The organism is Bacillus silvicola (assembly GCF_050524305.1).
GTDB classification, from domain to species: domain Bacteria; phylum Bacillota; class Bacilli; order Bacillales; family Bacillaceae_G; genus Bacillus_A; species Bacillus_A cereus_AT.
Map to the genome: position 1 here is coordinate 459961 of NZ_JBNGVC010000001.1, position 15702 is coordinate 475662.

Below are 15702 nucleotides of genomic sequence, written 5' to 3' on the forward strand. Positions count from 1 at the left end.
CCATAAGTTCTCTACTCTTACAAAAAGGGCTATTAACTAAAAGGACTGCCTCTAATAGCAGTAATACTATTTTGAAGCAGCCCTTTCTATTTACACTTTAAATCTTTCAATTAATACCTGTAACTCTTCAGCCATTTGAGATAGTGTACCAGCCGCAGAACTAATTTCTTCCATGGAAGCTAACTGCTCCTCAGCTGACGCTGCAACACTTTGTGTACTCGTCGCGTTATTTTGTGCTGTCATTGCAATTTGGCCAACTGAAATAGATACTTCATTTGCACCTTTTGACATTCCATTAGCCGTTTCAACCATCGTTTTAATTTGATCAGCAATTTCATTTGTAGATTGTAAAATCTCAGTGAAATTTTGTTTTGTTTCATTTGCAATAACAAGTCCAGATTGAACTTCTTCATTTACATTATTCATAGATTTTACTGTCTTACTCATATCATCTTGTATTTCACAAATTAATTTACTAATTTCACTTGATGATACACTAGATTGTTCTGCTAATTTTCGTACTTCATCAGCAACAATTGCAAAGCCTCTTCCATGCTCACCAGCTCTTGCAGCCTCAATTGCTGCATTTAAAGCTAGAAGATTTGTCTGATCTGCAATATTTTGAATGACTTCTAAAATATCACCAATTTGCTTTGATTTGTTATTCAATAACTGAATAACAACATCTGATTGTGAAACAGATTCCGCAATAGACTGCATTTGATTCACTGTTTTTCCTACTAACTTTCCACCATCTTCTGCTTTTTCACGAGTATGAGTGGAAGCAGTATTAATAGATGATGAACTATTTGCTACATGCTGAATCCCTTCTGTTACATCAAACAGTAACATAGCACCAGTTTCTACGCTTGCTGTTTGCGTCGTTGCACCACTTGATATTTCATCCATTGCTGATGTAATTTGTTCAGTCGCTTCACTCGCTTGTCTCACACTTGCTGTTAACTCTTCAGATGCAGCTGCAACATGCCCTGCTGAAGTATTAATTCTTCCGATTAATGTACGTAGTGAATGAGTCATCTCATTAAAACCTTTCGCAAGTTGTCCAATTTCATCATTTGAGTGTATTTGAATCGTTTGAGTTAAGTCCCCTTCGCTTATTTCTTTAGAAGTGACAACTAATTGTTTTAAAGGTTTGGTAATAGAAAGTGTCACGAAATAAATAAGCACTCCACCTACAACTAATGAAATAAACATTACAATTAACATATTATAAAATACAGGTTGAGCAGCCTCAACTACTTCATTTGAGTACATCGTCCCAGCAATTTTCCAACCTGTTTTTAAGTTTGTGGCAAATACCATTTTCTTGTCACTACCACTATAAGTGTATGAAAAAGTGCCATGGTTATCTTCGTATATTTTCGTTGCCCAAGAATCATCTGCCTTGTCACCCGATTTTTCTTGAGGGTGAGCAATTATTTTTTGTTTCCCATCTAAAATGAAAGCATAGCCTTTTTTGCCAATATTGATTAACTTCGTTGTTTTCAATAAATTATCTAAACTTAAATCTACCGCAACAACACCATTTTTATCTTCAGTTTGTTTTGCGATTGTTACGACAATATGTCCATTTCCTTGTGCCTTATATGGTTCAGTGACAACAATTCCACCTTGCTTATTCACTGCATCTTTATACCAAGAACGCGCTGTTGGATCATAATCTGCTACAATTTGTATATTTGGTTCTTGTACAAATTTTTTATCGTTTCCGGCAACATACACTTGTTCAATATCTTTGTTCAAACTAATATATTGAGATAATGTTTTTCTTAGTTCATCCTGATTATCCCCTTGATACATATCAGTATGAATCACTCGTGCAAAATTATTTACATCGTTGAATTTCGCTTCAATCATTTGATTGATTAAATTATCCAATATTTTTATATTATCCTGAGCACTACTCATAATTTGTGATTCAAAATTCTTTTTTGCTGTTTGATACGACATGCCCCCAATAATAGAGACTGCCGCAATTAATATAACAAAAAATGAAATTAATAGTTTTTTTGCTACTTTCATATCTCTAAACCAACTTACTAGTTTACGCATTATAAACCTCCTGCATTTCAATATTAAGCTCTAAAGAATAAATGAGCTAATTTTGAATATATCCATTCCTTAGTTTTTATTTTTATAACTTGTTTTGATGAACACTTTGTAAAGTTTAAACAAATTAATTCTATTTGTCTATATATATGAATAATATTAATATGAAATTTACAAATACAAAAAACCAAAGGAACAAGCCCTTTGGTTTTTTATATTTTTTTATGTTGTTTAGAAATCTTTTTCCATCTATCTCGTTCCGCTCTTGCCAGAGTAATGTTTTGTTTTCTCATAACATATGCCAATTCTCTTTGCAACTTTTTATAGCTTAGCAAGCGCTCTACAGGTATAATTCCGTTATCTATAGCACTTCGCACTGCACATCCTGGTTCACCGTCATGTTTACAATCTCGAAAGCGGCAAGTATTTGCAAGATCTTCAATATCAGAAAATGTAGTTTGAATTGCCGCGCTTCCTTCCCAAAGCTGAAGTTCCCTCATACCAGGAGTATCAATTACTAAACCGCCACTTGGTAATTGGAACAATTCACGGTGAGTTGTCGTATGTCTCCCTTTACTATCTTCTTCACGTATATCTCCGGTTTTTGCTACAACTGTTCCTATTAATGCGTTTAACAAAGTAGATTTCCCTGCACCTGAAGATCCAACTAAAGCAATTGTTTTTCCTGGTGAAACAAATTGCTGCAATGATTCTATTCCGACGTACGCTAAGCTATCAACAACAAATATTGGAACACCGATTGCTACCGCTTCAGTTTCTGCAATTTTCTGTTCCACATCTTCACATAAACTACTCTTCGTTAAAACAATAACAGGCATTGCACCACTCTCATAAGCCAATAGTAAATAACGTTCCATCCTTCTTACGTTGAAATCATGATTCAGAGCATTTACTAAAAAAAGATAATCTATATAAGTTGAATTAAAAGATTACAATCGAATGCATAATCGATCGATCACTTTTTCAGGTGTGCGATTTAATTCCTGAATAAAAGCCTGTACATTTTTTTGAATTTCATAAATCGATGAATAAAAAACATTATGAATGATGTCTGATTTGAGCCATTTCCATACCCCTTCAATTAAATTTAAATCGGGACTGTAGGGAGGTAAAAACACTAATTCTAAGCGATGACAGTGTTTCCTTAAAAGTGGTTGGATGAGCTTCGCATGATGAATACGCGCATTATCTAGAATAAGAGCTATTTTCCCGTTGGGATACAGTTCAAGTACATGCTGAAGAAAACGAAGAAATGCTTCGGCATCATACCGCTCCTCTTCTACACAAACTAACTCACCTGTTTCATAATTAAGTGTACCAATAAGTTTAACACCTTGGTGTTTCCCATAAGTAGGAATACTGCGTTGTTTTCCTTTTAAAAACCATGTATGCTGCAGTGCTTGGTAATCGCGGATCATGGACTCATCTTGAAACAGAAGATGGTCAATCTCCTCGTTTAAAAGTTTTTTTTTTATAGGCGGGGAAGGTAACTTCCCTAAACTCTTGTTGTTTCACCGGGTCTGCTTTCGCTAATGTATACGTCGGTTTTGTGTAACTAAGCCCTAAATCATGTAAAAGTCGAGACACCCCGCGAAGTGTGTAACTTACGTTCCATTCTCTTTTAATGAAAGAAGCGATAATGGATAAAGTCCAATTATGTTTAGCTGGAAATCCAACATCAACGGGTAGATGAGATGCAATCACTTGAACTAACTCCTGTTCTTGTTCAGGGGCTAATTTACGTGGTGCTCCTGTTGATTGTCCCATGAGTAAGCCATGCAATCCTTTTTCTTTGTAAGCATTCACATAATTATAGATTGTTTTTTCAGAACGACCAATCATGTTCATTATTTCTTTTATAGAAAAGCCTTGTACATAGAAATAGATCGTTTGATAACGTTCATACATTCGTTTCGTTTTAGTCGTTTTCATTGCTACAAGTAGGCTTTCTTTTTCGTTTTGGTGTACATGTGTCATTTTGCTCCGCTCCATTTGTCAATATATGTTACTTATTATATTTCGACAAACAGTAGCTGTAACCTTTTAATTCAACTTATATACATTCGTAGCTATAATTTGTTCCTCTGTTCGGTAGCCAGCCTCTTGTCTAGAAAAAGAGCTTCTCCTTGGAAAAACACGATGAATAATTGCCTTTTTCTCATTTTCTATTTTCTTTATATACACCCAATCACCAACTGCCGGATAATCCCCTTTCGTTAACACTTCATGACGAAACTTTCCAGACAGTTCCGCTACATATTCACCATCATTACAAATAATCCGATACATATGCTTATGCTCAAGTAAAATACGTCCTACTTCATAATTCTCTACAGCTTGTTCCTCAAAAAAAGAATCCCATCCGAACGATTCTAAAATATTTTGATCCAAATTGATATCCTCCCTAGTTTGAACTTAGTGGAAGGATTGTGCGCTCACTTATAGAGTATCGCCCTTTCCATCCACCTTTGTATTTGGTTTATTATTCATATACGTCAATTTCGCCATAATACATCACCCCGTTCTAATTTTAATTACTCTCATTATATGGAATATCCCATTAAAAAGCTACCTTATTTAACGTAATTTTCAAACAAATTATTTTTTAGCATTTTAATTTGTCCGCGATGACTAATTTCATCTTCTAGCACATGAAACCAAAGGTAGTGCTGATTATACACTACGCCATTAGGCCACTTTCTTTCTGGCATTAGCCATTCGTCACCCTGTTCACTCAAACACTTTAGTGTTTCTTCTCGCACTTTTTGCAAAAGTTGTACATAATACGGTATGTCATAGCCACGAATAGATTTCCCCGCTTCCCCTAAATACAGTGCATCTTCCCATATTTCTAATTCTTCTTTTGTAAAATCACGATTTTGAAAAGAAATAAGCTGATGGACTTTTTCAATAGCTGCTATATGTTTTAATAAAGCACCAATTGAATTTCCACCACTCGGCATACTTAAATCTAATTGCTCAACTGATAGATTTTTTATTTCCTGTAATGTTACAGCCCTCGTATGCTCCATCATACTTACTAATTCCCCTATATTTTTTGTATAACCATCTACACTTCTTACTCGATAATCTATATTCATATCACACACACCTTTCTGTATTCATATTATTGTATAAGCGATTCATATAATAGACTGAAATATATCGGAATTTTCTGTTATAATTAAATTGAATAAAGAATATACCCAAACAAACTTTCTCAATACGCTTATATGAAATATTAAAAGGAATCAATATGAAAAAATCGAATCTTATTCACTAAAAGGAGTGGATTCGATGGAAATGTATCAATGGCTAACCGCTGTTCTCGTTGGTGGCATTACTGGCTTCGTTTCCCATCTGATCAATAACCAAGGCAAGTTATTGCTTCCACGCCGTTTAAAAACTTTTTTTCATTTTGGATTTTTAACTGATATTTTTACAGGTAGCCTAGCCGCACTTCTTGGACTCGTTTTATTCGATGTCACCTTAATAAAAGAAATTATAAAAGTCTCCATTGTGACCGCTATTTCCGGTCAAACGTTTTTACTTCACCAAGCTCTTGGTGGTGAACAGGCTAAAAATACGCAAATTGGGAAAGTTGATGAGAAAATCCAAGAAATTGACAAACTATTACGACGTTAGTCTATACTTTCTTTAAAAATTATTGTTATAATAAAAAATAAATATTTTCTATTGCGTCGTTTGTCAGAAGAAAGGGTGTTTCGTATGACAAAAAAGAAAATAGAAGATTTCTTAACAAACACCGAAAAAGAGGAACTGCTAGAAAACTATAAATGTTTACGAGAAGCCCGCACAAAAAGCGAAGCTAACTATTTTGGTGAAGCAGTAAACCATCTATTAAATAAAGCTAAAAAACGAATTGTTGATGATGCAGGAATACATGATGAAAATGCAGCAACTGTTCAATCAAAGAGAAAAGCACTGTTTTAGCTAAAACAGTGCTTTTTATTACGGCATTTTTCACATTACTTTCATATCTATTTCACAACCGTATGTACTTCAATATAGTAAACTAGGTATATCCTTTTCCAAGGAACGATATGCCGATATATAAATCCCTATCTCTTTAGGGATTTTTTATTGTTTTGGATTTCCCCGATTTATTTTTAAAGGCTTTATGATGCAATTCCTGTTTCACTATCTTCATTAAGCTTTTCACTTTTTCTAAACAAAAATAAAGCTCCTATATATAGTAAAGCAGTAAAACTACCTACAAGTATAAAATTGTGAGATGCTGCAAATAACATTCCTGCTATTGCCGCTCCAATCATTTGACCAATATACATAGAAGCATTAGCTAGAGCGGCTCCTGTTCCTCTTGCTATACTAGACATATTTTGTAAGCGCCCCATCATAAATACAAACAAAATTCCTGTCACAAAAAATAAAACAAAGAAAAATAACTCTACAAATATAATGTTCTTTAAATGAGGAAGTATGACATATAGCACTGCTGTAAATACAATTCCACCATAGAAAGAAAGGTTATAACCAATTTTATTTACGATTCTCGGCCCAAAAATGTTACCAGTTAAATTTCCTAATCCTAATACGAGCATAGCTGTACCTACTTCATGAACTTGTAAGCCAAATTGACTGGAAAGCCACACACCAAAGAATGAAAATGCTGCAAAATTACCAGTTTGAAAAACAAAATATGCAAAATAAGAAAGTGAAACCTTTGATTCTCTAAGTAATTGTTTATAGCGCTTTAATATATTTTTTTCATTTCCACCTATTTGAACTGGCTGTATTTCTGGTAATGTAACATAAATAAGAACGACAAGTAGTGCTGATAATATACCAATAACGAAGAATGGTGTTGTATAATGTATCGTTGCTAAATATGCTCCAATTGGCAGCCCTAAAATTTGGGAGATTGATAACCCTGCTGTTGCAATCCCAATCGCTTTCACAATTTGCTTCTTCTCTATAAGTAGTGGAATAGATGCCCACACTTGCGGAGATACAAACGCTGCACTTACACCTGCTAAAAACCGAAAAATTAGCATCCATAAAAAACTAGGTGCAATTCCGCACAAAAACGTACTAATTGCGAAAAAAATCATACCTAGTATCATTACTTTTTTTCTGTTTAATCCATCTGATATAGGACCAGCGATTAGCGCAAATCCAGCATATCCTAAAGCATATGAACTAACCATCCATCCTGACAACTCAGTTGAAACATGATACACCTGTTGTAAAGTTGGCAAAAGTGGTGAAATTAAAAATGTATCCGTACCAATCATAAACATTATCATAAAGAATACAGCTAGTACTCTGTTCATTTAGACCTTCTCCTTTTATATAAAAAAGAGGGCACTACCCCTCTTTTCAACTAATCTTCTAAAATAGATTCGATTTCTTTCATAATCTTTTTATTCAATGAAACGTCCACTGCTTTTACACTTTCTCTTATTTGCTCTGCCCGTTTCCCACCAGGAATAACAGTATCAATTCCTTCTTTGTTTAATAACCATGCTAACGCTAAATGAGACACTTCTATATTATTTTCATTAGCTATACCTTTTAGCCTTTCAACTTTCTTAAAGTTACTCTTATATGTATTTTCTTCAAATAAACTTACACTTTGGCGCCAATCACCTTCATTCAATTTAAAATCTTCTGTATATTCACCACCTAATATTCCAAATGCAAGAGGTCCATACGGAATAAATGAAATATCTGCTTCAATACAATACGGCAATAGTTCTTCCCCAGCAGTACGATTTAACATATTGTAAGGCGCTTGTACAACATCTATATCTCCATATCGATTTGCTTCTTTTAATTGTTCTACACTTACATTTGAAATCCCAATCGAACGAATTTTCCCCTCTTCCTTTAAACGGGTAAGCTCTCCAATTGAATCTATGTAACTTGTTTCAGGATTTGTAAAATGTAAATAATATAAATCAATATAATCAGTTTGTAATCTTCTTAAGCTATTTTCCACAGCATTTCTTAAATAGCTTGGCTCATTGTTAATATACGTTTCTCCATTTAATAACGGCTGAATTCCACCTTTTGTAGCAAGTACAAATTCGTAGCGTTTTCCTTTCAATACTTCTCCTACCAATTCCTCTGATCTACCGAAACCATATGAATCCGCTGTATCAAAAAATGTGATACCTTGCTGAATAGCTTCTTCTATTAATCGCTTTCCTTCTTCCTCATTCACATCAGTGTATAAATTATGTCCCCCTACTGCATTCGTTCCTAACCCCAACTTAGAAATATTTAGTCCTGCCTTTTGCAATTTTGTGTACTTCATTTTTTCTCCCCCTATATTTCTATTGTTCGATTATATTCGAACAATAGAAATATACCACTTTATATGTTATAGTGCAAATAACTTAACTTATACGAGCAGGTGAAAAAATGCGTACACTCTATCATCCAAATCGAGAAGAAATTCAATTCTCTTCCGTCTTATATGCACTTAGCGATCAAATCCGTTTACAAATTGTAAATATGTTACTTGAGAAAAGCGAACAATCTTGTGGCTCATTAAACATCCCTATCGCGAAATCAACTTTATCTCATCATTTCAAAGTTTTACGTGAATCAGGTGTTATGTATACACGCCTTGAAGGAACTCAACGTTTCATTTCAATTCGTGAAGAAGATTTAAATGCTCGATTCCCTGGTTTATTAGATGTTGTAATACATGCGACAGAACCATACTAAAAAACATCTCATATTCATATGAGATGTTTTTTAGTATTTTCTATTCTTTTAATAAAGTAAAACTTTAATCAGTGAGGATTTCGTTCATCACCCACTGCTAAATCATCCATTTCCTGCAATGTTACTCCCCCCGTATGTTCCATCATACTTACAATATACATCCAGGCGCTATAAATGATCTACAAAACCATTGACACACGAAAATATATAATCCCAACAATTACTTTTTCACCCGTTAGGAATACATGCGCTTCATTCTTTTTTACTTTATTTTTGTACTGGACCCTTTGGATACTTTAAGGATTTGATTACATTTTATACACATCATTAATATAGGACCACCCACCTGTTTCAATTCCTGTAGTTGCTTATGCTCGCACTTCCCCATATGATTACCTCCCTTATCATATAATTAGGCCATTTTGTAATCACCATAACTACCAGGTCCATTCCTAATTTAAAGTTTGAATAAAACATTTAAACGCCGATACCCCTTCTTCGTCTCGTTTAAAAACACCAGCATCTTCAAGCGCCTGTACAAATTTCCATCCCACCTCTTCTCTTACAATCCCCTGTACATTTTGTTCATCTATCCGATTTCCATATTTAGTTTTTAATTGTTCTGCCCATCGTATATGATGCGATTGAATATCACTTGGAATATCAAGTAAGAATTTTTCCACTTCCCGAAGCTCTGTTTTTAAACGAGCAGGAAGTACAGCTAACCCCATTACTTCAATCAGGCCGATATTTTCCTTTTTAATATGCTGTACTTCCGCATGAGGGTGAAAAATACCCAGCGGATGTTCTTCACTTGTACAATTGTTTCGCAAAACAAGGTCCAATTCGTACATACCATTACGGTAGCGTGCAATCGGAGTAATCGTATTATGTGGAATTTCATTCACAAATGCAAATATATTAACAGAAGGATCACTATATCCCTTCCACCTCTCTAATATGTACTCCCCTGCATTTACTACTTGTTCTATGTCGTTACTTCTTAAGCGAATAACTGACATAGGCCATTTAACAATAGAACATTGGATTTCTGGAAAGTTGGTTAGTTCAAAAATTAGGTCATTCGATGAATTTGCCATTGCAAATTCATAGTTTCCACCTTGATAATGGTCATGTGTTAGAATAGATCCTCCTACAATTGGCAAATCTGCATTGGAGCCAAGAAAATAATGCGGGAATTTTTCTACAAATTTTAACAAACGTAAAAAGGCTTGGCGGTCAATTTTCATATCACGGTGTTCTGCGGACAATACAATACAGTGTTCATTGTAGTATATATATGGAGAATACTGCAGAAACCACCTTTCATCTGTAAGGTCCATATGAATCATACGATGATTCGATCGCGCAGGATGTCCAATTCTGCCCACATATCCTTCATTCTCAATACAGAGTAAACATTTTGGATAACTCGTACTTTCCAATACTTTTTCTCTTGCAATTTGTTTGGGGTCTTTTTCCGGCTTTGATAAGTTAATCGTTATATCAATGGTACCGTATTCCGTATTTACTTTATAATTTATATTTTTGGCGATTTGCTTCATTTGGATATAGTTGCTGTTTTTACTTGATTCATAGAAGTAATCTGTCGCAGCCTTCGGATTTTGTTCGTATTTTTCATAAAATAGAGCATTGATAGCGGACGGTTTGGACATAAAAACATCCATAATTGCACTTGCTAAAATCTCCTTCTCGTCCAGTACGTCCTCGATGACTTTATGTATACAAGCATATTCAATTAACTCTTCCAATAACTCCGAAATTGCTTTCTTTGCAGGTGCTGACGCTTCCACTACAAAGTCATCTAAACAAAGTAAGGAAAGGATTTTATTCCTTGTATATATTGCATCTTCTTGTTCAATCAATTGAACTTCAATAGCACTATCAATTAACTGCTGGATAGCTTGATATATCATCAGCGTTTACCTCCTCTATCCTCATAGCCGTTTGGGTTGTTGTGATGCCAGTTCCATGCATCTTTTATAATTTTATGGACAACCGTACGAGTTGGCCTCCACCCTCATGTAAGAATCGCTTTCTCCGAACAAACTATTAACACACCTCGGTTTCCCGCTCGTTTTGCAAGCTATTTTGTTAAATTATACGTATGTAAAAACTCTTTCACAATAAACATCTTGTCGTATTTTTTAGACATCTTGCTTTTCATTTGTAAAAACTCACAAAAAAAACATACAAAGGGAAAGAGATTTTTCAAGAGAAGTTTCCGATGGGTCAATGAACACAATGAGGCCTATCTCCTTGGAGATAGGCCTTTGCTTTACGATGTTACTCTAAGTATGAAACAACCTTCAACTTGAATCAAGCTCTTTACCTCAAAAACTCAATGAGCCTCTCCCCCTGGAGCCAATCTTTCAATGCGTAGATTATCTAACATAAACGTACCTGCTCCGGTATCCCCGTTTAAACTAGTTCCATCACTGAAAATTCCAACATAAGTTTGACCGTTCTCAGAACCTGTCACAGTAAACTCTGCTGTTTTTGTGTCAGTAGATGCAGTAAGAGTGTTATTCACACTCAACCCCTTTGCATTCGCAATATCTCGAACATCAATTTCTTGATCCCCTGAAATAAAGCGATATGCATTTGCTGTTGTTTGATAGTCAAATGATACTTTATATGTTACTCCAGGTTCGAAACGATAATTTTGAGGAATGGTACGATATAACAAACCTTTGTTTCCAGTGTTCACTTTAACGGACCAATTCCCACCTAATACATCATCGACTAATTTTTTACCTGCCCATCCTTTTTGCGTATATGGAGCATGCAATTCAGACAAATGAATTCTGTTGTCTTCTACACCTTCTGTGTTACCAATAACAAACGGGTAAATTCCTTGTACCACCGATTCAAAATCTTGTTTAAATTCCGTCGGTGAGACATTATTTTTTAAGGACTTTTGAACGATCCGAATATCATCAAATTTTGTGTTTCCTTTTCCAGAATCACGGCTGAGAGTTAATTTAGCTTTATTAGTTACAGCTGTAAAGCTCACTTGCATGATTTGCATTTTGCTATTGTATCCATCATTTGAGGCATGTGAATCTGCCTTAACATAGTTCTTTTGCAGGCTGCGAAGTGTGTAATTGTTAACGTCTTCTTTCCCACCTGTTACTGTAATTCCGGCCTTGACATCACTATTGTTTTCAACATATACCTCTGCTACGTAATCTTTTCCTGGTTCCAAACCAGTAAGGACACGAGAAACAGTTGTATCTTTTGATGGACTATCAATATTCAAATAGTAATCTCCACTACTTAAATTACGGTTGCTTCCAGTTTGATTCGTTCTAATGGCGCTTACAGCTTTGTTATCACCCTCAATAGTTGTATATGCACTTATTTTTCCTGTATTGAATCCAGCGTCATATATATGAGCACCCTTGCTCCAATCATAGTCAAGGATTTCCAAGCCCTTATCTTTTTTTGGTACAACAACATAAGGCGTTGCCGCACTAGCTGTCAAAGTTACCTTATTATTTACGACTTTGACTTCTTTCACATCTGTTCTACCGCGATCTGTCAATTTGTATACATAAACATTAGATATACCCTTATATTCATCTGGAAGTGTCCAAGTAGTTGTACCACCTTCCAAATTCCAGTGATACAGTTTTTCAGAATCAGAAGTTGGATTTTTAAAGTCTTGTTTCACCCAAGGAATTAAATAAGCCTTTCCATCAAGTATTACATTTCCATTCAGTGTAATAACACGTTCCCTAGCATTGTCTTTTCTAGTTACATCGACAACATCCCCATTACTTGGGTCCTTCAATTTTATTTCCTTTTCTAAGTTTGTCTTGCTTTTATCACCTTCTACATCTGTCCAATTCGTTACATAATATTTTTGTAGGAATTTAGTAGGTAAATTAGTATCAAATGTCATGCGAATAAAGTTATCGAAATTCTTATCAGATTGCCATCCTTCGAAACCAGCTAATTCAAATCCACCAAGTAATGGATGGTCAGCAGTTCCACCTACTTCAGGCCAATTCAACACCCAAGAATCTCTTTGGTGATTGCTAATAAAGCGCAGTACTTCTGAGTTAATGCCCTTGCTTTCCGGACCACCGTAGTTCTTATCAGTAGCCCAATGTTGCCACGTTGAATAATTGGCCATAGAACCACCAAATTCCGTTGTTAATCTCCAACCTCTATCTTTAAATTGATCTGCTATTCTATTTGATTCCCATTGATTTTGATACCATACATCCAAATAAATAAAGTCAAGATCTGGAGCAGCAGTTTTCAATTCATCTAGTCTTTTCGCACGCGATCCAGAATACAAATCTTTTAATTTATTAATTGTATAAGATTGATCTAACCATCCCCATCCTAAAGAACTTGGACGATCAATAAAATCATTATTGAAAGCTTTCGCTTCAGGATAAGTTTCTTGAGCATTTATATGGACACCAAATTGGGTATTATACTTACGCCCCTCTTTAATAAGCGTATTTAAATCTTTAACGCCGCCCATACGTTCACCCACATCACCATAATCTGGATGACCACTATCATGCCCTTCGTTTGCATATCCTTTTAATATTACAGCTTGCCCCAATTCATCTGTAGCAAGGGCAACCTTTTTTACATTATCTGATGTTTTTAAGAATGGTTGTTGTGCTTGTGATCCGAAATTCATTGTAATACGCATTCCAACATTATTGTTTACATCTTGGTATCCTTTAATGTCTTGCATAATATCACGGTATGCAATCGCCGCATCCTGCCAGTCTGCCTTATTATCATTATTCAAATCTTTAGCAATAGCTATTTTAATAGTTGGTTTATTCTTTTGTGGCTCTGGCATAAAATCTCTTTGGTAATAGAGTGCACTAGAACCTATTCCCATTGCTTTCGCACCATTTTTATTTACATATCGATTAGCAACTAAGTTTTTATAGCCGTCCACTTCTGAACTAGACCATACACCTGCACTCAATTCGTCAGTTGACAAAAATGCTGTATAATTTTTAGTAGATGTACCTATTTCCTCCATGGAAGAATCTACTTTTACATCTACATCACCTGTTTTCCTAACATCTGTACTAATATTCGTTAATTTAGCTTTTGCACCTTTTTGCTCCGAATTTACCGAAATAAAGTTCATATCAGCAAACTCAACTGTCTCAATTTTGGCACTACCATTATTCTTAATTTCATCGAAACTATAAATAACCTTATTATCATTCACCTTCAAAGATACTTTAAATACAGCATCAAGGTTTTTCATTTCATCCACAACTTTTAAGGTATATAGCACTTCACTATCCTTTAACTTTTCAAAGTTTACTTTAGGATAGTATAGTCCACCATTTACTTTCAATCCGTAAACAGGAGCTTCCTGTCCACTCATTACTTTATCGCCAACTTTGTATTTCACAATCCGCGGGAATACTTGGTCAATTGTGACGTCCATATACTTTGACTTTAATGTATCTTCTACTGGTGGAGTATCTGGAGGTTTTGGCGCACTATATTCTTTTATTTTGACATTTGAAATCGTAATATCGGCAGCACCTCGGCTTTTTTCAAACCCTAGTAAGCCCGCTTGATCTACACCACCTGTTAAAGTCCAAGAATCTACCTTTTTACCATCAATGTATAACGTCGCAACATCGTCCATGAATACTAAACGTAAATGGTATGTTTGTTTTGCTTTTAACGGCACGTTTGAAGTCATCGACGTCCAATTGTTTATAGGACCAAAAGTTTCACCAAAATACTGATCGTTCGTATCCCCTGTACCTACATATGTGTATGTAGATGAATTTTGAACACGATAGATTAATCCAAAGCGATTCATCTTGTCGGTATTAGTAGTAACATTCGCTTCAAAAACACCATTTTTAATCGCCTTCATTTGGTTGTAGACAATTCGATTCTTTTGGGTAGATGTAACACCGAAAGTTGCTGAACCATCTTCATTATAAGTAACTTTTCCGTCGCCTGAGATAATTTTAAAGTCTCCTTCTTCTAGTTTATTATCCGTAATGTCGACAAGTTTTTCATCTCCTGGATCCGTGCCTCCATCACCAGGTGCAGCTCCTAATTCAATGAGAACTTGACTTTTTTTATCTCCAAAAGCACCGAGTTTAACTGCTTCCTTACCTGTAAGGAGGTTATTTACATCATTAGGTAAAGTAACCGGTCCAAATAAATCTTTTCCATCTAATGTAATATTCATAGTAGTTCCGCTATAATCGATTTTTATGGAATGTGAGGTCCCAGCCTCTGGAAGTGGAACATTCGGTCTCGTTTTTAACCAATCACCTTTTCCTTGATATTTGTATTCATAGAACCATCCAAGTGAGTCGTAGCCTACAAAAACGAAGTTATTATTGTCAATATAATGAGGATAGAAACCAAATCTAGTATCTTCTCCCTTGGTTTCTGGAGTAAAGGTATACGCCATCGTTCCCGATTCTTTAGCGGCTTTATTTTGTTCTTGAAAAATTGCGGCTTTAGCCCCATTATCATTTCCAGCACCTGCTCCAAGCCTTGCATAAGACTTCCCATTTTGTTCTATTAATACATTGACTTCGTTTCCTCCAGATGAAATTGTGACCCATGGATTAGACACCTTTGCTCCTACGTGTAATGGCACAATCATACTAACTAAAAATGTCGGCACAATTAGCACAAGTGCAAGAAGGGTATTAAAAGCTCTCTTGAAATGCTTACTCTCCAATTCTTCTCCCCCTTTGAAATTTAAATTTTAGTTAAAAACAATACCTGCACATTCATTTTTAAAATATACCAAAACCTGAAAGGTACCGCTTTCACTTATGTTTAGAATAGTTTTTTTCAAGTGCCCACTCAATAAAGATATTGTTTCTTTTTTTAGAT

The 15702-nt window shown here is 35.1% G+C and carries 9 protein-coding genes and 3 pseudogenes; 3 read left to right on the plus strand and 9 right to left on the minus strand.

Annotation, left to right across the window (positions count from 1 at the left end):
* Window positions 1-90: 90 nt before the first annotated feature.
* The 5 genes and pseudogenes from ACP6L7_RS02420 to ACP6L7_RS02440 all read right to left on the minus strand — a co-directional run bounded on the left by ACP6L7_RS02420 (window position 91) and on the right by ACP6L7_RS02440 (window position 5192).
* Window positions 91-2073 carry a HAMP domain-containing methyl-accepting chemotaxis protein gene (locus ACP6L7_RS02420; RefSeq protein ID WP_097829753.1) on the minus strand — a complete coding sequence of 661 codons (1983 nt, stop codon included), beginning with the start codon at window positions 2071-2073 and terminating at the stop codon, window positions 91-93.
* Window positions 2074-2282: 209 nt separating this feature from the next.
* Window positions 2283-3002: pseudogene (gene rsgA / locus ACP6L7_RS02425) on the minus strand (ribosome small subunit-dependent GTPase A); the annotation flags it as partial.
* An 18-nt stretch (window positions 3003-3020) separates the two neighbouring features.
* Window positions 3021-4068 (minus strand): annotated as a pseudogene (locus tag ACP6L7_RS02430) (IS630 family transposase).
* 81 nt (window positions 4069-4149) lie between these two features.
* Window positions 4150-4482, minus strand: a pseudogene (locus tag ACP6L7_RS02435) (ribosome small subunit-dependent GTPase A); the annotation flags it as partial.
* A gap of 182 nt (window positions 4483-4664) precedes the next feature.
* Window positions 4665-5192, minus strand: a complete 528-nt coding sequence (locus tag ACP6L7_RS02440) for a DinB family protein (RefSeq protein ID WP_097829755.1) — start codon at window positions 5190-5192, stop codon at window positions 4665-4667.
* A gap of 196 nt (window positions 5193-5388) precedes the next feature.
* Between ACP6L7_RS02440 and ACP6L7_RS02445 the strand changes: the two genes are divergently transcribed.
* Window positions 5389-5736 carry a DUF4257 domain-containing protein gene (locus ACP6L7_RS02445; protein WP_097829756.1) on the plus strand — a complete coding sequence of 116 codons (348 nt, stop codon included), beginning with the start codon at window positions 5389-5391 and terminating at the stop codon, window positions 5734-5736.
* A gap of 84 nt (window positions 5737-5820) precedes the next feature.
* Window positions 5821-6045, plus strand: a complete 225-nt coding sequence (locus ACP6L7_RS02450; RefSeq protein WP_000162605.1) for a hypothetical protein — start codon at window positions 5821-5823, stop codon at window positions 6043-6045.
* Between the two features lie 185 nt (window positions 6046-6230).
* Here the strand turns inward: ACP6L7_RS02450 and ACP6L7_RS02455 are convergent, their stop codons facing one another.
* Entirely contained in the window at window positions 6231-7406 is a 1176-nt protein-coding gene (locus tag ACP6L7_RS02455; RefSeq protein ID WP_097829757.1) for an MFS transporter, read from the minus strand.
* Window positions 7407-7456: 50 nt separating this feature from the next.
* Complete coding sequence (locus ACP6L7_RS02460; RefSeq protein WP_097829758.1) at window positions 7457-8392, minus strand: aldo/keto reductase; 936 nt, start codon at window positions 8390-8392, stop codon at window positions 7457-7459.
* Between the two features lie 107 nt (window positions 8393-8499).
* On the opposite strand from ACP6L7_RS02460, the gene ACP6L7_RS02465 reads away from it, so the two are divergent.
* On the plus strand, window positions 8500-8808 hold the full coding sequence (locus ACP6L7_RS02465) for an ArsR/SmtB family transcription factor (protein WP_097829759.1): 309 nt from the start codon (window positions 8500-8502) through the stop codon (window positions 8806-8808).
* A 452-nt stretch (window positions 8809-9260) separates the two neighbouring features.
* Here the strand turns inward: ACP6L7_RS02465 and galT are convergent, their stop codons facing one another.
* Window positions 9261-10745 carry a UDP-glucose--hexose-1-phosphate uridylyltransferase gene (gene galT, locus ACP6L7_RS02470; protein WP_097829760.1) on the minus strand — a complete coding sequence of 495 codons (1485 nt, stop codon included), beginning with the start codon at window positions 10743-10745 and terminating at the stop codon, window positions 9261-9263.
* A gap of 425 nt (window positions 10746-11170) precedes the next feature.
* The gene (locus tag ACP6L7_RS02475; protein WP_430528883.1) at window positions 11171-15544 is read right to left on the minus strand and encodes an endo-alpha-N-acetylgalactosaminidase family protein; all 4374 of its coding nucleotides are present in this window, start codon (window positions 15542-15544) and stop codon (window positions 11171-11173) included.
* Between the last annotated feature and the right edge of the window lie 158 nt (window positions 15545-15702).

Coding starts and splice junctions, on each gene's coding strand:
- ACP6L7_RS02420 (WP_097829753.1), bottom strand. CDS start 2,073: ATGCGTAAACTAGTAAGTTGGTTTAGAGATATGAAAGTAGCAAAAAAA.
- ACP6L7_RS02440 (WP_097829755.1), bottom strand. CDS start 5,192: ATGAATATAGATTATCGAGTAAGAAGTGTAGATGGTTATACAAAAAAT.
- ACP6L7_RS02445 (WP_097829756.1), top strand. CDS start 5,389: ATGGAAATGTATCAATGGCTAACCGCTGTTCTCGTTGGTGGCATTACT.
- ACP6L7_RS02450 (WP_000162605.1), top strand. CDS start 5,821: ATGACAAAAAAGAAAATAGAAGATTTCTTAACAAACACCGAAAAAGAG.
- ACP6L7_RS02455 (WP_097829757.1), bottom strand. CDS start 7,406: ATGAACAGAGTACTAGCTGTATTCTTTATGATAATGTTTATGATTGGT.
- ACP6L7_RS02460 (WP_097829758.1), bottom strand. CDS start 8,392: ATGAAGTACACAAAATTGCAAAAGGCAGGACTAAATATTTCTAAGTTG.
- ACP6L7_RS02465 (WP_097829759.1), top strand. CDS start 8,500: ATGCGTACACTCTATCATCCAAATCGAGAAGAAATTCAATTCTCTTCC.
- galT (WP_097829760.1), bottom strand. CDS start 10,745: ATGATATATCAAGCTATCCAGCAGTTAATTGATAGTGCTATTGAAGTT.